Origin of the sequence: Pseudomonas peli, assembly GCF_050563605.1 — a bacterium.
Classification (GTDB): domain Bacteria; phylum Pseudomonadota; class Gammaproteobacteria; order Pseudomonadales; family Pseudomonadaceae; genus Aquipseudomonas; species Aquipseudomonas peli_A.
Genome location: NZ_JBNXUH010000007.1, coordinates 155268 through 171364 on the forward strand (window position 1 = coordinate 155268; position 16097 = coordinate 171364).

The window sequence follows — 16097 nt, forward strand, 5'->3', positions numbered from 1 at the left end:
ATCAGAACAGCGCCACGAGAACTGATATGAACAACTCTCTTCAACAGCCAGCGGTGACAGCATGATCGAGGTAACCGAGGTTTCCATTGCCGAACTGCGCGCCGCGCTCGAAGCCGGCCAGACCACGGCGGTCGAACTGGTGCAGGCCTACCTCGCCCGCATCGACGCCTACGACGCTGCCGGCACCCCGACCAAACTTAACGCAGTCGTCGTGCGCAATCCCGATGCGCTCAAGGAAGCCCAGGCATCCGATGCGCGCCGCGCCCGTGGCGCAACGCTTGGCCCGCTTGACGGCATCCCCTACACCGCCAAGGACAGTTACCTGGTCAAGGGCCTCACCGCCGCCTCCGGCAGCCCGGCCTTCAAGGGCCTGGTCGCCTATCGCGATGCCTTTACCGTCGAGCGCCTGCGCGGGGCCGGGGCCATCTGCCTGGGCAAAACCAATATGCCGCCCATGGCTAACGGCGGCATGCAGCGCGGCGTCTATGGCCGCGCGGAAAGCCCTTACAACGCCAGCTATCTCACCGCGCCCTTCGCTTCCGGCTCATCCAACGGTGCCGGCACCGCCACTGCCGCGAGCTTTGCTGCCTTCGGCCTGGCCGAGGAAACCTGGTCGAGCGGTCGCGGCCCAGCCTCGAACAATGGCCTCTGCGCCTACACGCCATCGCGCGGGGTGATTTCGGTGCGCGGCAACTGGCCGCTGACGCCGACCATGGACGTGGTGGTGCCCTATGCGCGAACCATGGCCGACTTGCTCGAAATACTCGATATCGTGGTCGCCGACGACCCGGACAACCGTGGTGACCTCTGGCGCCTGCAGCCCTGGGTAGCGATCCCGAAAGCCTCCGATGTACGCCCGGCCGCCTATGCCGACCTCGCCGCCAAAGCCGATGCTTTAGCCGGTAAACGCTTTGGCGTGCCACGTATGTTTATCAACAAGGATAACGCCGCCGGCACCAGCGAAAACCCCGGCATCGGTGGCCCGACTGGCCAGCGTATCCACACCCGCGCCTCGGTGATCGACCTGTGGGAAGCCGCACGCAAGGCGCTGGAAGCCGCCGGCGCCGAAGTGATCGAAGTGGACTTCCCGCTGGTCTCCAACTGCGAAGGCGACCGACCCGGCGCGCCGACCGTGTACAACCGTGGCATCGTGACCCCAGAGTTTTTGCATGACGAGCTGTGGGAGCTGAGCGGCTGGGCCTTTGACGACTTCTTGCGCGCCAACGGCGACCCCAAACTGAACACACTGGCCGACGTCGACGGCCCGCAGATTTTCCCCCACGACCCCGGCACCCTGCCAAACCGCGAGGGCGACCTGGCCGCTGGCATGGACGAGTACGTCAACATGGCCAAACGCGGCCTGAAGACCTGGGATCAGATCGAAACCCTGCCCGATGGCCTGCGCGGCCTGGAACACACCCGCAAGCTCGACCTGGAAGACTGGATGGATAACCTCGGCCTCGACGCCGTGCTGTTCCCCACCGTCGCCGACGTCGGCCCGGCGGATGCCGACGTCAATCCAGAGTCTGCAGATATCGCCTGGAGCAATGGCGTCTGGGTGGCCAACGGCAACCTGGCCATCCGCCATCTGGGCGTGCCCACCGTCACCGTGCCGATGGGCGTGATGGCCGATATCGGCATGCCCGCCGGCCTGACCTTCGCCGGCCGCGCCTATGACGACTCCGCCCTGCTGCGCTTTGCCGCCGCGTTCGAATCCACCGGCTCGAAACGCCTGGTGCCACCACGCACGCCGCCTTTGCAGGGTGGCTGAAAACGCAAAACTGTGAGCCCGTCAGGAGCTGTATGCAATGGGTAGGCCGGCGCTAAGCGCAGCGAAGCCCACCGCAAGCCCTGATGGGCATCGTTTTACTCCACCCAAATTGCGGGTGCGCGAGAGTCGGAGCCCTGATAGTGATGCTGAGGGAGGACCGCTGTTATCCGATTTCTGTCTATGTCTAGCGACAGCTTTGGGCAGTAAATCAGTCCGTTCTTATCAGCTGAGCGGCGCGTAAGGCACTCGGAAACAGGCGCTCGAACTCGTTTCTAACCACCGCATAACACTCGCAGGAACGCCCCTCCAGACCCGGCCGATCGAGCAGCGTAATACAACCACGGCTGTAGCTGATGAGCCCGGAGCGCTGGAGATTGCCGGCCATTTCGGACACCCCGCCGCGCCGCACCCCGAGCATGCTGGCGATCAACTCTTGAGTCATCCGTAGTTGATTCACCGGCAAGCGATCAAAGCACTGCAATAACCAGCGGCATAATTGCTGGTCCAGTGAATGCACTCGGGTGCACACCAGGCGCTGGGCCATTTGCGTAAGCAGCGCCTGGGTGTAGCGCAGCAGCAACTGTTGCAGCGGGGCGGCGTGATCGAAGGGCGACATAAGCACCTGCCCTTTCAAGCGGTAGGCCGAGCCCGAACTCTGCACGATAGCTTGGCTGAGGGTGGTCTCGCCGCCCATGTACAAGGCCATGCCCACTACGCCTTCATTACCGACTAAGGCGATTTCCACCGAAGAACCATCCTCGACGCCGTACAGCAACGAAACGATAGAATCGGTTGGGAAATAGAGATAACGCATGGGCTCCCCAGGCCCGTAAAGCACACTGCCGCTGAGCAATGGAATCAGTTCGAGAAAGGGCAGCAGGCGTCCTAGCTCCTCGTCAGGTAGGGCGGCCAACAGGTGGTTTTCGCGTGGATTGGCAGCGATCGACATAGCATCCTTTGAGCAACGGCACAGCTCTCTTTTGCAGGCCGATGGCATCATGGCGATAAACGCCAAGGAGTTCTGTCCGTTTGCGTACACAGCGCGAAAAGTTCCATTTCGCCGGCCGCGGCTATGACGACTCAGCCATGCTAAATTTTGCTGCTGTCGAGTCCATTGGTTCGAAGTGCCCGATGACGCCTCTATCACGAGCCTGAAAGCAAAAACGGGATTGGCGCGCAAGGCGTCAATCCCGTTTTGTCTTACTCGAGCGGCTTAGGTCGATGCCGTTATAGCCCCAACTGCGAAAGCCCCGGATGGTCGTCAGGCCGACGCCCCAATGGCCAGCGGAATTTGCGCTCGGACTCTTGAATGGGCAGGTCATTGATGCAGGCAAAGCGGTGGGCCATCAGGCCGTTTTCGGTGAACTCCCAGTTCTCGTTGCCGTATGAGCGAAACCAGTTGCCCGAGTCGTCGTGCCATTCGTAGGCATAACGCACGGCGATGCGGTTATTGGTAAACGCCCATAGCTCCTTGATCAAGCGGTACTCCAGCTCTTTGTGCCATTTGCGCTGTAAAAACGCCTGCGCCTCGGCACGGCTGGTGACGAACTCCGCGCGGTTGCGCCATTGGGTATCAGGGGTATAAGCCAGGGCCACTTTGGCCGCATCGCGGCTGTTCCAACCATCTTCGGCGAGGCGAACTTTCAACAGCGCCGACTCGCGGGTAAAGGGTGGAACCGGTTGGCGAATTTCAGCGGTAGACATGGCGGTGGCTCCTGCATGGGGTGAGGGATGGCGTAACGGGTGGCACGACGCGGGGTGCCCGTAAGCCGGCAAACAGCCGCTTCAACACACGCATCAGCGCAGCATTTACGTCGTGGCCCGAGAAGTCAGGACCAGACAGCAACTGCGGCAGTAAATAATTCACCTCCCAGTGCCCTGGCGTTTCACTCGATGCGTCGGGCGCGTCGTAACGGTCCACTGTTTCGCGGTTCATGTCGCAGCACCTCGTTAGAGATCAAGCACCAGGGGTTGGATACCGTCTTCCTGCTGCGCAGGTATGGCGCAGCAGATCAATACGCTGTCGCTCTCCGGCATTTGCGCCGGTGGGTTGGGGTAATGCACGTTGCCGCTGACCAGGCGCGTTTTGCAGGTGCCGCACGAGCCGCCACGGCAGCTGAAGTCGGGGTTCAGGCCACGGCTTTCCGCCAGATCCAACAGGCTGCCACTGCCCGGCGTCCAACGCCCCTCCTTCGCCGAAGAAGCGAAATAGACCGGTACAGGCGCGCTGGCGGCGGGCAACTGAACGGGTGCGGCAAGCGGTTCGACCGCCAGGCGTTGCAGCGTCGAAGGGCCGAATGCTTCGGCATAGATGCGCTCATCAACAATGTTCAGCCCACGCAACCCGTCGTACATGGCCTGCAGAAAACCGCCGGGGCCGCACAGGTAAAAGTCGTAGTCATCCAGGGGCAGCCGCGCCTTTACCTGGGCGAAGTCGAGGCGACCGGTTATCTCGAAGTCACGGCCCACAACCGCCTCAGTGCCTGGGCTGCTTAATGCGCGGTGGATATGCAGGTGCTCGGCATCACGTTGCTGCAGCGCCTTGAGTTCGGCCTGGAACGGCAAGTCCTGCAGGGTTCTGGCGCTCTGGAATAGATACACATGGCGTTGCCGCTGCTGCTGAGTATTCTGCGCGGCCAACTCCCGGAACATCGAGAGCAAAGGCGTGATGCCAACCCCGGCAGCGATCAACACCACCGGGCGCTCGCTTTCCTCGGTCAGGGTGAAGCTGCCCATGGGCGGGCGAACCTCCAGCACATCGCCCACCTGTACATGCTTGTGCAGGTGATGCGAAGCCGGCCCCTGGGCTTTGACGCTGATGCGGATATGCCCGTCAGACGGTGCGTTGGAGACGCTGTAGGTACGGATCAGCGGCGCCTCGGCACCAGGGATATGCAGGCGCACCGGCACGTGCTGGCCCGGGGTAAACGTCACTGCCGTCTTATCCAGCGGCTGGATAAAGAACGAGCGAATGTCCTTACTTTCCTGCTGTACCTGCGTCACTCGCCATTGTTGCCACTGCCGGCGTTGCTCGCTCTGGTGCAGCTTTTCGTCCGCTTCTGCCCAGGTGCCGGTGGCCAAACTGGTCGGTGCGTAATCGTGAAATTCCCAGCGCAGCGATGTTGCAGCCGGACGTAATACTGCCTGCTCGACATCGAAGGTCCACAGGCGCTCGGCACTTTCAAACGCGTTGATCATCGGGCTATCGAGAATCAGCTCGGTGCGCCCGGTGAGTTGCAGCATGTCGCCAGTGGAGAAATCGACAAACAGCAAGCCCGCGACAGGATTTGCCTGCAGGTTGCCCAGGGTGTTGAAGAACAGGTTGCCGGCGTAATCGGGAATCGTCAGCCGATTGCCTTCGACTTTGACAAAGCCGGCGCGGCCGCCGCGATGCGAAACATCCACCGAGCGACTGTGCGCGTCATGGTCGAAATAGCTGGCGATAAAGAAGGTATCCGCCGCGCGGATCATCTCGGTGGTACGGGCATTCAGCGCGCTGAAATCCTCGCGCACAGCGCGGTTCTTCAGCAGCTCAGTAGTGCGGCTATAGCCGCGTGCCTGGATGTACTTGGGGCAATTGCCGTAGGAGTGTTCGACCGCAATGGCCAGGCCATCGGCAGCAACCTGCTGGATCACCCCGTTAATGCGATTGCGCCGGCGCGTATGCAGTTCGATACCGAGCAAGCCGACGGCGTGACCGGGTTGCAGGCCGCTGGCGGCAGGGTCCTGCGCGTCGGGTTGTACGGCCAATAGCAACTGCTGCGGGTCGGGCGAGGTGACGAAACCTTCCGGCCCCTCCAGCAGGGTCGCCCAGGGCCGCTGCTGTGCATCGACCGCACCGACCAGCATAAACGGCAGTTGCTGGTAGAACTCGCGGTGCTGGTCGGGCATGTAATCACGAATGACCTTCTGCCCGATCACCTCCATGCGCTCGGTGACGCCGTAGATGTCCTGCAGCGTTTTTTCCCCGGTATGCCAGGGCGAGTGGCGGTGTTTGGGCAGATGATCCATGGAACGCGCTCCTCCGAGAAGGCTGCCGGGTACCCGGCAGCCAGTGCGGGCTCAGTTGGCTTGCAAGCCGGCAGCAGTACGCTGCATGGGCACAAAACCTGGCAGTGCTTCGACCCGCTCCAGCCAAGCGCGCACATTCGGATAGGCCTGCAGCGATACATTGCCTTCCGGTGCATGGGCGATATAGGTGTAGTTGGCGATATCGGCGAGGGTGGCAGTATCGCCCGCCAGGAAAGGCGTGTTGGCCAGTTCGCCGTCCATCACCTTGAGCAGGGCGTGGGAGCGCGCGATCACTTCCTCGGCATTCAATGGCGCGCCGAACACCGTGATCAGCCTTGCAGATGCCGGGCCGTAAGCCAGTTGGCCGGCCGCCACCGACAGCCAGCGCTGAATGCGCGCTGCAGCCAAAGGCTCTTCAGCCAGCCACTTACCGTCGCCATATTTCTTCGCCAGATAAACCAGAATGGCATTCGAGTCACTGAGGATGGTGCCGTTGTCATCGATAACCGGCACTTGCCCAAAGGCGTTGAGGGCCAGGAATTCAGGCTTTTTATGCGCCCCATTGGGGATGTCGACAAATACCATCTCGGTGGGCAGCTGCAGCAGTGAGAGCAACAGCTCGACGCGATGGGCATGGCCTGAAAGAGGGACACGATAGAGTTTGATGGCTGGCTGAGACATGGGGTGGCTCCGTGTGAGGTCAGGGTAGTCAGCGGCGTCAAACCAGGTCGGTGGCTCTTGCGCTGGTGGAACCATGCTGCGCCTGCTCGCGGCCAAGCAGAATCCCCATGCAGAGCAATGCATAATTTCGTTTTCTAAAAGAATACGGCTGTCAGCTGAGGTGACAACCTTGCGGCGTTAGCCAATAAATGCGGGATGAGCGCGCAGCCTGGGCGTGGCGAAATCGATAAAAGTGCGCACCCGCGCCTCGGCCCGGCGCCCATCGCGGTAGATCAACTGCGCGGGCAGGTCCTGACTGGCAAAGTCACTCAGTACCGGTTCAAGCAAACCGTTCTGCAACTCATGGTGCGCCTCGTAACTCATGCAGCGAATCAGGCCCAGCCCCAGGGTTGCGGCATGGATGGCGGCGCGCTGAGTCGTACAGGTCAACACGGGTGCAGGTTTCACCAGGCGCGTGGCGCGCTCGTACTGAAAGCGCCATTCGCTTTGTTGGCCGCTGGCTGTGGTCAGCACGCTGCGGTGCACTTTGAGATCGTCAGGCGTCTGCGGGCGCCCCCACTTGGCCAGGTAGTCGGGAGAGCCGCAGACAATCGGCCGCACCCTGCCCACCGGCATGGCGAAGCCGGAAGAGTTCGGCAAATGGCCCACCACCAGGGCGATATCAATGCCTTCTTCAAGCAGTTTGGGCACACCTTCGCTGGCCCGGGTAACCAACTGCACCTCGGGGAACGCCGCCAGATAGTCGAGGGCGATCGGCATAAACACCTGCTGATCCATCAGCATCGGTAACGACAGGGTCAACCGGCCGGCAGGGCTTGCATGCAGGCCGGCGGCGGAACGTTCGGCAACTGCGGTTTGTTCGAGGATCTGCCGACAGCTGACGGCAAACTGCTCACCCACGGGGCTCAGTTCGACGCCGCGCGGCCCGCGAATAAGCAGGCTGTTGTTCAGGCGTGCTTCCAGTGAGGCAATGCTGCGCATGATGGTCGCGGGGGAAAGCTCCAGCTGCCGCCCCGCCGCTGCCAGGCTACCGGCTTGCACCACAGCAGCGAACACCTGCATCTGCTGATAGCGGCTCATGCGCTAGGCGCTCCCGACCTTTTGCAGCGCCGGGTCTTGCAGGAAGCGGCTGGCACAAAAGTCGACAAAGGTACGCACCTTGGCCGGCACCCGTCCGCCGCCTTGATAGAGCACATGCACCGGCAGTGCCGCGGCCTCAAAGGTATCGAGGATGATCTCCAGCTCGCCCTTCGCAACCAGCTCGGCCACCTGATACGACAGCACCCGCGTCAGCCCCCAGCCCAGGCGGGCAGCATTGATCGCCGCCTGATTGGAACTCACCAGCAGGCGCGGTTTGGGATGCAGGGTCAGAGAGCTTGTGCCCAGGTTGAACTGCCAATCGGTGAGCAGACTGCTGGCCGAGGACATCACGATGGGCGCCGCCAGTACCTCCTTGGGCTCCTGCGGTCGACCAAAGCGTTCGAGAAAGGCCGGCGCGGCGCAGATAACCGGGCGAATCTGCCCAACCTTGATGGCCTGCAGACCGGTTTCCGGCAACTGACCGATGCGGATGGCGACGTCCACGCCTTCATCCACCATGTTCACCAAGCGATCCACCAACAGCGCATTGATCGTCACCTGTGGATGGGCCGACAGGTACTCGGTAATCAGCGGGATCAGATACAGCTCACCGAACATCACCGGCGCCGTCACGGTCAGGTTACCCCGTGCACGAATGCTGCTGCCGGTGGCCAACTCTTCGGCCTCTTCCAGCTCCAGCAGGATGCGCTTGCAGTCCTCCACATAGCGCCGCCCCGCTTCGGTCAGGCGCAGACTACGTGTGCTGCGCGCCAGCAACAGCGTGCCCAGACGCTTCTCCAAGCCGGCAATCACCCGAGTCACGCTGGGCGGCGACATACCCACCAGCTTGGCGCCACCGGCAAAGCTTTCCGCCTCAGCAACGGCCAGCAGCACCTTCATCTCCTGAAACCTATCCACACTCACCGCCCAACGTCGAGATTGGCTTTAAGAATTGCATAAAGCGCTACTAGCGTAGCGCCTGCTCACAGCCTACTGCTGAAACTATGCAGTGGCTGCGAGCACATCCGGGAGAGGTTAAGCGCTTAATTATTCAGGTCATAGGCCGTGAGCATGAAACCGTATTTCCGATCACTGCTCGCCAACACTGCGTACCGCGTTGAGAATCACCTTGGCCACTTCGCCAGGCTGCGACTGCTGCGGCACATGGCTGGCGCTTACTTCTGTCAGGGTGGCGCCGATACGCTTGGCACTGGAGCGCTGGACGTCAGGGTGGATCATGCGGTCTTCGCTGGCGAGCAGGTACCAGGACGGCTTGGTCTTCCAGGCAGCGACCGTGGTCCGATCATCGAAGGCGGATGCCTTGATCGGGCCTTGGGTAGCGGTCATCACCGCGGTCTGTGCCGCCGGGAGATCCTGGGCGAAGTCCTTGGCCATGCCTTCTGGCGTCAGGTAGAGGAAGCCATTGCCGTCTGCCTTGATCTGGCTGATGCCAGGCGGGGTAGGCGCGCCCTTGCCCTGTTCGCCACTGAACTGGCCTGCATCAGGTGCGAAGGCGGCGACGTACACCAGAGCACTGACTTTCTCGTGGGCGCCGGCTTCGCTGATCACGGTACCGCCCCAGGAGTGGCCGACCAGCACCACGTTGCCCGACTGGTTGTTCAGCACGCGTTGCGTGGCGGCAACGTCGTCGGCCAGCGAGGTGAGCGGGTTTTGTACGACCGTGACCGCAACCCCTTCGGCCTGCAGGTACGGCACCACCTTGGCCCAGTCAGAGCCGTCGGCGAAGGCGCCGTGTACGATGACCACCGAAGGCGTTGCCTCAGCAGCCTGGCTGACACTCACCATAAGGGTGCTGGTCAGGGCGAAGGCGGCGGTGACGAGTTGCGACTTGAATGTTTTCATGGGCTGAACTCCTGTGTTGGGAGTTCAAATTCTGCGGACCCACATAGTTGGCGGGTATCGGTCATTTATCCGACCCTGGGGCTTTTTTCATGGATAGCGCATTGCGATTCGACATCTCATTGAGCGGCGCACTGGGGGCTATCTCCCAGGTCGGCGACCTCAGCATGGGCCAGCCCCTTGGCCACTCCCAGCGCGTTGCCCGCTTGGCGCAGATGCTGGCCCGCGCCATGCACGGCGAAGGCGAGCACCTGATGACGGCGCAGCAGGTCGCCTTGCTGCGCTGGTCCGGCTGCACCGCCAACGCCGATGGCTTCGCCCATCTGCTGGGCAATGATGTCGATGGCCGCCGCGCGATGCTCGACCTGACCCTGGGCGCCGAACAGATGAACGCCGTACACCAGGCGGCGCCACTCGCCATGGTGCATTGCGAGGTGTCTGGCCAGATCGCGAAAACCCTCGAACTCGGCGCAGCGGTCGAAGCCGGCTTGTGCCGGATATTCGAAACCTATGACGGAACCGGCCGGCCATTTGGTGTGAGCCATGCGCATATTCCAGACGTGGCCTATCAGGTGGTGCTGGCCGGAGACCTGGACATCCTCAGCCGTGCCCATGGCCTGGATGCGGCGCTGAGCTGGATCAGCGAACAGGCCGACCGCCGCTATCCTGCCGCCCTCGCCGCCTTGCTGGTGCGCAATGCCAAGGCATGGTTAGCGGAACTGGAAACACCTGCCGAGGCGCAGGACGACACCCGACTCGAACGCCCCGTGTCACTGACCCTGGTGGGAGACGTGATCGATCTGAAGTTGCCCTGGCTGGCAGGTTATTCCCGGCAAGTGGCGCAGATCGCCGTCGAGGCCGCACGTTTGTGGGGGCTGCCGGAGCTAGATCAAACGGAGATTGGCAAAGCCGCGCTGATCCATGGCCTAGGCCGGGCAGCTGTCTCCAATCAGCTGTGGAACACCGCCGGGCCGCTACCCTACGGCGCCACAGAACGTATCCACCTCGTCCCTTACTGGACGCACAAGGCATCACGGCAGATAACTGAGCTAACCATCCCTGGCGAAATTGCTGCCCATGCCTACGAACGACTCGACGGCAGCGGCTACTTTCGCGGTGCGCTGGCCGATGCCCAGTGCGCTGCGTATCGCCTACTCGCCAGCGCAGTCGCCTGGGTGGCGTTAAGGAGTGACAGACCCTGGCGGCCCGCCCATAGCGAATCGGAGGCGGCGCGGCTGCTCAAACAGGACGCCAGCCGTGGCCTGTTCGACGCAGAAATCTGCGCAGCGGTGATCGCAGCCGCACGCGGCGAACGCCGCTTGCCGCAGCCGAAAAACGCGCTGCTCACCACCCGTGAGTGCTCCATCCTCTTGGAAATCAGCCGTGGCGCCAGCAACAAGGAAGTGGCGCGACGGCTGGAAATCAGCCCGAGCACCGTGCGCACCCACATGGAAAGCATCTTCCGCAAACTGGGTTGCTCCACCCGCGCGGCCGCCACCTTGAAGGGGCTGACCCTGGGCTTGATCGCCTGATAGCAGGCGCTTGTGGGCAGTCGGTGAATTACCCCAGCTGGTCTTTGCTCGGCAGATTGCCGCGCGCCAGGGCAGTGAATGCCTTAAGCGCAGCGGAGGGATTGCGGCGGTTCGGGTAGTACAGGCACAGGTTGTCACGGGGCGGCGTCCACTCTTCCAACACGCGCTCGAACTGCCCGGTGTCGAGTTCAGCCTGAACGTCCTGTTGCATAAAAAAACCCAGCCCCACGCCTTCCTGCACCACCGCCTTGGCGACACTTGACTCGTCCAGGGTGAGCTGGCCGGTCACATCAAGCCGGATCACCTCCCCCGCGCGCTCAAAATGCCAGGGGTAGATCGCCCCATTGGGCAGACGGATGCGCATGCACTGATGCTGGAGCAGGTCCGCTGGGCTACGCGGCCGACCGTGCTGGGCGAAGTACGCAGGCGAGCCAACCACGGCGTAGCGTTGCGGCTGGCCGAGCGGAATCACGATCATGTCGCTGGGCACCAGATTCGCAGAACGTACGCCCAGATCGAAACCGTCCGCGACGATGTCCACCAGGCGGCCTTCGGTCACCAGATCGATATGCACCTTCGGGTAACGCTGCAGAAACTCCAGCACCAGCGGCAGCAACGCGGCGCGAGCGGCACTGGCAAACGCATTGATGCGCAACACACCCGACGGCCCGGCATTGTGCGAACGCACCGCCTCCAGCGCCGCACGCACTTCCTGCAACGCCGGACCGACCTGCTGCAGGTACATCGCACCCGCCTCGGTCAGCGACACGCTGCGGGTGGTGCGGTTGAACAGCCGCGTTTCGAGGCTCGCCTCCAGCTTGGCAATGGTGTTGCTCAATGCCGTGGTCGAAACATCCAGATCGATGGCTGCCTGTCGAAACGACGCCCTCCGCGCCACGGCCAGTACAGCTTCCAGCTCATTGAGACCAAGGCGCGGATCTGACATGGAATTGTCCTGATATTCGGGATAGGTCGTTAACGTCTATCCCAGTTGAGCAAACTATCAACTGAGCGGCAAGATCACAGTCGTGAATCCCAACCCACCGTGAGAGGAGATCAGGCCATGAACCTGCAACTGCCTGACGCCGTACAGACCTACTTTGATGTCAGCAATGGCGGCGACATCTCGCGCCTTGCCGCCTGCTTCTGCGCGGACGCCAGCGTGACCGATGAGAACCGCACACATCAGGGCATTGCCGCCATCGAAGCTTGGCAACAGCAGGCCCGCCAGGCATTCACCTACCAGGTCGAGCCGTTGGCGGCGACGCAGGAAGACGGCAGGCTGAGCGTCACGGCGCGCCTGCTCGGCAACTTCCCCGGCAGTCCGGTACTGCTGAATCATCTGTTCCTGCTGCAGGACGGTCAGATCCGCTCACTGGAGATTGCGCCATGAACCTCGACCTGAGTGGCAAGCGCGTGCTGGTCACCGGCGGCACCAAAGGCGTCGGCCGCGCGGTAGTCGAGCTGTTCCTTGCGGAAGGCGCACAGGTGCTGACCTCGGCTCGACAGGCGAGCAGCGATCTGCCGGCTGAGCTGTTCGTACAGGCCGATCTCTCGACCCGGGAAGGCTGCGAAGCACTGGTGGCGGCGAGCAAACAGCGCTTGGGCAGAGTGGACATCATCGTCCACGTCCTGGGTGGCTCATCGGCACCCAGCGGCGGCTTCGCGGTGTTGGACGACGCGCAGTGGCAACGCGAATTCGACCTCAACCTGCTGCCGGCCGTGCGCCTGGATCGCGCCCTGCTCCCGGCGATGCTGCAGCGCAAGAGCGGCGTGATCATCCATGTAACCTCGATTCAGAACCGCCTGCCCTTGCCCGAAGCCACTACGGCCTACGCAGCGGCCAAGGCGGCACTGTCGACTTACAGCAAAAGCCTGTCGAAAGAAGTCTCGCCACAAGGCGTGCGTGTTGTACGGGTATCGCCGGGCTGGATCGAGACCGAAGCGTCGGTGGCCTTGGCCGAGCGACTGGCGCAGGAAGCCGGTACCGATTACGCAGGCGGAAAACGCATCATCATGGATGCCCTCGGCGGTATTCCGCTCGGCCGCCCTTCCAAGCCGTCAGAGGTTGCTGAGCTCATCGCGTTCCTCGCCTCGCCTCGTGCGGCATCCATCACCGGGAGTGAGTTTGTAATTGACGGCGGGACAGTGCCAACGGCCTAGCTGTGGTTGGCTCGCACAAAGGCGTCAATCACGCCAACCGCAATTAGCCTGTGACCGCTCCTGCTGTCCCGGACGTGCTAACAGTGGCTGCTCAGCGCTCGCCTAAACGCGGGCGCCTTGGGCGCCGCGAGCGTTCTTCTTCTGCAGGATCATCGACGCGTCGTTGTAAGCATGCTGGAAGGCGTCGCAGCCGATCCACTCCACGGCCGTGTCTTCGTCTTCATCGTGGAAGATCCCGCGATAGACGATCAACAGGCCCATCATAAAGTCCGTGGCCGCGTCTTCCGCCTCCTCAGCGACCACCAGCTCCAACACCGGGTACTGCAGGAACACCAAGCACATCGCCAGCAGGCTGATGCCTTCGCCGACTTTCATCGCCTGGAACAGGTCGTCGAAATGCGCCGGGTCGAAACCGTTCTCTTCGATGTCTTTAAAGTCGAAAGTACTCAGGTCGATTTCAACATCATCGAACGGCTCGTTGATCAGCGGATTGGCCAACAGCGGATGGACGACATTGGCTTTGGCCTTACCCGAACGATTCTGCTTGGCCTTGGCTTTGGCCCGCTGGGCGCGTTTTTGCTGTTTATCTGGGGAGGCCATGGAGGCGAGTTCCTTGTTCGAGGCAGCCATATTTATGGCCCAGGGTAATCGGGGGCAAATTGTATTCGGTCTTGGCTGAGGTCGTCGGCCAGAGGTGGCAGATTTTTCCTGGTATCAATGTCCGATTTCAGCCAAAAGCAGCCATATAAAACCATTTCGCGGTGCTGCGGCGAGCAGACTGGAGCTCTGGCCGTGAAGAATCATTTTTGCAGAGACGCGGAATAGCGCGTGTACCAACTTTGGACGGTTCCAGACGAAACACTCCTGCCGCAAACAGGTCTTGGCTTTCCTTTCCGTGAGACAGATTAGGGAGCTGCGCTTTTTTGCTTGACCTTGCCACGATGGTAAGGAGGAAAGTCGAATCATCAAACACTACCCTTAGTTGGAGCGAGCGATGACTACCTTCGAAGTAAAAGATATGACCTGTGGACACTGCATAAAAGCTATTACCCAGGCTGTAATGACCGTGGACTCGACTGCCAAAGTGCAGATAGACCTATCTTCTCACCGAGTCCAGATCGAGTCGGTAAGCGCCGAAGCTGAACTAAGCCATGCAATTGTGAAAGCGGGATACTCACCGATCGCGAAAGCGGCCGAGCACGCTTCTTACGCGCCGGTCAAGACAACAGGTCGCGCTTGCTGCTGCCATTGAGTACCACATAAGTTCAGGACGAGGTGCCACCCGCAAGTCTTAATGTGGCGAAAGCAACAACTAACCCGCGAAAGCGGTTTTTTCAAGACCATTCCGACTGGACTATCCCCGCTCCGGTAGACCTCCCCGGCCTATGCTTGGCAAAAAACGCGATGGGACTTTCTCAACAGAATCGGCCGCCCCCAGCCATTCGTAACCGCCCGGTAACGCTATTGCACACCCAGGTATGCGACAGAGCCGCGTGCCCTTATCGCCTCAGTGCCACGGCAACCGCCTTGGCCGCTTCCTCTATTGCCCGCTCATCGTAAGGTGCAAAACCCAGCACCAGCCCCGGTGCGCGCGGCGCCACGCAATAGCGCGCCAGCGGCAGTACATCGATACCCGCCGCCTGCAGCCGAGCGAAGGCGTCCTGTTCACTTTCCAGCTGCAGAGTGCAGGTGATATCCAGCCCTGCGCGGATCTCCGGTACGTCGATCAGCCCCTGCCAGTGACGTTGGGCTGACTCGGCGAAGGCCTCGGCACGTGAGGCGTATATCTTGCGCATGCGCCGCACGTGGCGGTCGAAATGCCCTTCATGGATAAAGTCAGCCAACACCGCCTGCGACAGGCTGTTGGCGTGGCGTGACATCAGCGCAGCGGCACGGGTAAAGCTCTCCAGCAGATGCTCTGGTAACACCAGGTAGGCCAGGCGGATGGAGGGAAACAGCAGCTTGCTAAAGGTGCCGGCGAGGATCACCGACTGCTCCGCCGCCGGCATCGAGCGTAGCGCCGGAATCGGCTTGGCGATAAAACGGTATTCGCTGTCGTAGTCGTCCTCGAAGATGTAGCTGCCCTGCTGCTCCGCCCACTGCAACAAGGCCAGGCGCCGCGCCGGTGACAGCTCGCCGCCCAGTGGGGCCTGACGCGACGGCGTGACGTAAGCCAGCCGGGCACCAGGGGCCAGGCGCACGCCCTCTGCCACCTGAATGCCGAAGGCGTCCACCGGCACATCCACCCGCCGTACGCCAGACACATCGATCAGCTGGCGTGCCCCCGGATAGCCGGGGTCTTCCATCCATACCTGGGAGTCGCCAGGCGCCAACAGGCGCAGGCACAGGTCGAGCCCTTGCTGCACGCTATTGAGCACCAGAATACGCTCGGCGGGCACCTGCACACCGCGAGCGATGGCCAGGTAACCGGCGATGGCTTCACGCAGCGCCGGCAGCCCAGCAGGGTCAGAATCGAGCAGGATGGACAGGCGCGACGCTCGCAGCTGCTGAATATGCAGCTTGCGCCACAGATCGACCGGAAACGCCTGAGTGTCGCCCCGGTGCGGAAAGAACGGCCGCAACCCTGGCATCACCGGGCGCCGCGCAAACACCGGATTTATCGCCTCCAGCCGCTCGACCCACGGCGTGGCCGGTGGCGTGCGCGGCACCTCTTGCGTGGCCACGATTTTGCGCCGCACATAGCCGGCGTTCAGCGTGGCATCCGGCAACACGGCACACACCCGCGTACCGCTGCCGGTCTGCGCCTCCAGATAACCTTCAGAAAGCAACTGCTGATAGGCCGCCTGGGCGGTACCCCGCGCTAGCTGGTAATGCTCGGCCAGGGCACGCGTGCTGGGCAGTTTGCTAGCGGCCGGCAAACGCCCCGCGAGAATGGCGCCGCGCAGCGCCTCATACAGCCAACGCTGCAGACTGACACCCGGCTCAGGCGTACCCAGTGGCAGGAAGACCACCTGCGGTGGCGATTTCTCGGGGCGCAT

Annotated in this window: 15 protein-coding genes; 5 read left to right on the top strand and 10 right to left on the bottom strand. The window is 62.1% G+C overall.

Annotated features, from left to right (window positions below):
- Positions 1-61: 61 nt before the first annotated feature.
- Positions 62-1771, top strand: a complete 1710-nt coding sequence (locus ACQ4LH_RS10760) for an amidase (protein ID WP_430697160.1) — start codon at positions 62-64, stop codon at positions 1769-1771.
- Positions 1772-1979: 208 nt separating this feature from the next.
- Here ACQ4LH_RS10760 and ACQ4LH_RS10765 read toward each other — a convergent pair whose 3' ends face one another.
- The 7 genes from ACQ4LH_RS10765 to ACQ4LH_RS10795 form a co-directional block, all read right to left on the bottom strand.
- Positions 1980-2720, bottom strand: a complete 741-nt coding sequence (locus ACQ4LH_RS10765; RefSeq protein ID WP_430697161.1) for a Crp/Fnr family transcriptional regulator — start codon at positions 2718-2720, stop codon at positions 1980-1982.
- A gap of 278 nt (positions 2721-2998) precedes the next feature.
- Positions 2999-3475 carry a DUF1348 family protein gene (locus ACQ4LH_RS10770; protein ID WP_430697163.1) on the bottom strand — a complete coding sequence of 159 codons (477 nt, stop codon included), beginning with the start codon at positions 3473-3475 and terminating at the stop codon, positions 2999-3001.
- A gap of 246 nt (positions 3476-3721) precedes the next feature.
- Positions 3722-5782: a pyridoxamine 5'-phosphate oxidase family protein gene (locus tag ACQ4LH_RS10775; RefSeq protein WP_430697164.1), complete on the bottom strand. Its 2061-nt coding sequence runs from the start codon at positions 5780-5782 to the stop codon at positions 3722-3724.
- A 51-nt stretch (positions 5783-5833) separates the two neighbouring features.
- Positions 5834-6463, bottom strand: coding sequence for a glutathione S-transferase (locus tag ACQ4LH_RS10780; RefSeq protein WP_430697165.1), 630 nt, complete (start codon positions 6461-6463; stop codon positions 5834-5836).
- A gap of 177 nt (positions 6464-6640) precedes the next feature.
- Entirely contained in the window at positions 6641-7543 is a 903-nt protein-coding gene (locus tag ACQ4LH_RS10785; RefSeq protein ID WP_430697166.1) for a LysR family transcriptional regulator, read from the bottom strand.
- 3 nt (positions 7544-7546) lie between these two features.
- Positions 7547-8443 carry a LysR family transcriptional regulator gene (locus ACQ4LH_RS10790; protein WP_430697167.1) on the bottom strand — a complete coding sequence of 299 codons (897 nt, stop codon included), beginning with the start codon at positions 8441-8443 and terminating at the stop codon, positions 7547-7549.
- Between the two features lie 189 nt (positions 8444-8632).
- Positions 8633-9406: an alpha/beta hydrolase gene (locus ACQ4LH_RS10795; protein ID WP_430697168.1), complete on the bottom strand. Its 774-nt coding sequence runs from the start codon at positions 9404-9406 to the stop codon at positions 8633-8635.
- 89 nt (positions 9407-9495) lie between these two features.
- Here ACQ4LH_RS10795 and ACQ4LH_RS10800 point away from each other — a divergent pair, with 89 nt between their 5' ends.
- On the top strand, positions 9496-10935 hold the full coding sequence (locus ACQ4LH_RS10800) for an HD domain-containing phosphohydrolase (protein WP_430697169.1): 1440 nt from the start codon (positions 9496-9498) through the stop codon (positions 10933-10935).
- 28 nt (positions 10936-10963) lie between these two features.
- Here ACQ4LH_RS10800 and ACQ4LH_RS10805 read toward each other — a convergent pair whose 3' ends face one another.
- Entirely contained in the window at positions 10964-11881 is a 918-nt protein-coding gene (locus ACQ4LH_RS10805; protein ID WP_430697170.1) for a LysR family transcriptional regulator, read from the bottom strand.
- A gap of 117 nt (positions 11882-11998) precedes the next feature.
- On the opposite strand from ACQ4LH_RS10805, the gene ACQ4LH_RS10810 reads away from it, so the two are divergent.
- On the top strand, positions 11999-12328 hold the full coding sequence (locus ACQ4LH_RS10810; protein ID WP_430697171.1) for a nuclear transport factor 2 family protein: 330 nt from the start codon (positions 11999-12001) through the stop codon (positions 12326-12328).
- On the top strand, positions 12325-13098 hold the full coding sequence (locus ACQ4LH_RS10815; RefSeq protein WP_430697172.1) for an SDR family oxidoreductase: 774 nt from the start codon (positions 12325-12327) through the stop codon (positions 13096-13098). Before ACQ4LH_RS10810 ends, ACQ4LH_RS10815 begins: the two co-directional genes overlap by 4 nt.
- A gap of 102 nt (positions 13099-13200) precedes the next feature.
- Here the strand turns inward: ACQ4LH_RS10815 and ACQ4LH_RS10820 are convergent, their stop codons facing one another.
- Complete coding sequence (locus tag ACQ4LH_RS10820; RefSeq protein ID WP_430697173.1) at positions 13201-13698, bottom strand: hypothetical protein; 498 nt, start codon at positions 13696-13698, stop codon at positions 13201-13203.
- A gap of 394 nt (positions 13699-14092) precedes the next feature.
- Between ACQ4LH_RS10820 and ACQ4LH_RS10825 the strand changes: the two genes are divergently transcribed.
- A complete protein-coding gene (locus ACQ4LH_RS10825) occupies positions 14093-14350 on the top strand; it encodes a heavy-metal-associated domain-containing protein (RefSeq protein WP_430697174.1) in 258 nt (85 codons plus the stop codon).
- 247 nt (positions 14351-14597) lie between these two features.
- Here ACQ4LH_RS10825 and ACQ4LH_RS10830 read toward each other — a convergent pair whose 3' ends face one another.
- Positions 14598-16097 (bottom strand): PLP-dependent aminotransferase family protein, encoded by a 1500-nt coding sequence (locus tag ACQ4LH_RS10830; RefSeq protein WP_430697175.1) that lies wholly within the window; start codon positions 16095-16097, stop codon positions 14598-14600.

Coding starts and splice junctions, on each gene's coding strand:
- ACQ4LH_RS10775 (WP_430697164.1), bottom strand. CDS start 5,782: ATGGATCATCTGCCCAAACACCGCCACTCGCCCTGGCATACCGGGGAA.
- ACQ4LH_RS10805 (WP_430697170.1), bottom strand. CDS start 11,881: ATGTCAGATCCGCGCCTTGGTCTCAATGAGCTGGAAGCTGTACTGGCC.
- ACQ4LH_RS10820 (WP_430697173.1), bottom strand. CDS start 13,698: ATGGCCTCCCCAGATAAACAGCAAAAACGCGCCCAGCGGGCCAAAGCC.
- ACQ4LH_RS10770 (WP_430697163.1), bottom strand. CDS start 3,475: ATGTCTACCGCTGAAATTCGCCAACCGGTTCCACCCTTTACCCGCGAG.
- ACQ4LH_RS10760 (WP_430697160.1), top strand. CDS start 62: ATGATCGAGGTAACCGAGGTTTCCATTGCCGAACTGCGCGCCGCGCTC.
- ACQ4LH_RS10815 (WP_430697172.1), top strand. CDS start 12,325: ATGAACCTCGACCTGAGTGGCAAGCGCGTGCTGGTCACCGGCGGCACC.
- ACQ4LH_RS10785 (WP_430697166.1), bottom strand. CDS start 7,543: ATGAGCCGCTATCAGCAGATGCAGGTGTTCGCTGCTGTGGTGCAAGCC.
- ACQ4LH_RS10825 (WP_430697174.1), top strand. CDS start 14,093: ATGACTACCTTCGAAGTAAAAGATATGACCTGTGGACACTGCATAAAA.
- ACQ4LH_RS10800 (WP_430697169.1), top strand. CDS start 9,496: ATGGATAGCGCATTGCGATTCGACATCTCATTGAGCGGCGCACTGGGG.
- ACQ4LH_RS10780 (WP_430697165.1), bottom strand. CDS start 6,463: ATGTCTCAGCCAGCCATCAAACTCTATCGTGTCCCTCTTTCAGGCCAT.
- ACQ4LH_RS10765 (WP_430697161.1), bottom strand. CDS start 2,720: ATGTCGATCGCTGCCAATCCACGCGAAAACCACCTGTTGGCCGCCCTA.
- ACQ4LH_RS10790 (WP_430697167.1), bottom strand. CDS start 8,443: ATGAAGGTGCTGCTGGCCGTTGCTGAGGCGGAAAGCTTTGCCGGTGGC.
- ACQ4LH_RS10810 (WP_430697171.1), top strand. CDS start 11,999: ATGAACCTGCAACTGCCTGACGCCGTACAGACCTACTTTGATGTCAGC.
- ACQ4LH_RS10830 (WP_430697175.1), bottom strand. CDS start 16,097: ATGCGCCCCGAGAAATCGCCACCGCAGGTGGTCTTCCTGCCACTGGGT.
- ACQ4LH_RS10795 (WP_430697168.1), bottom strand. CDS start 9,406: ATGAAAACATTCAAGTCGCAACTCGTCACCGCCGCCTTCGCCCTGACC.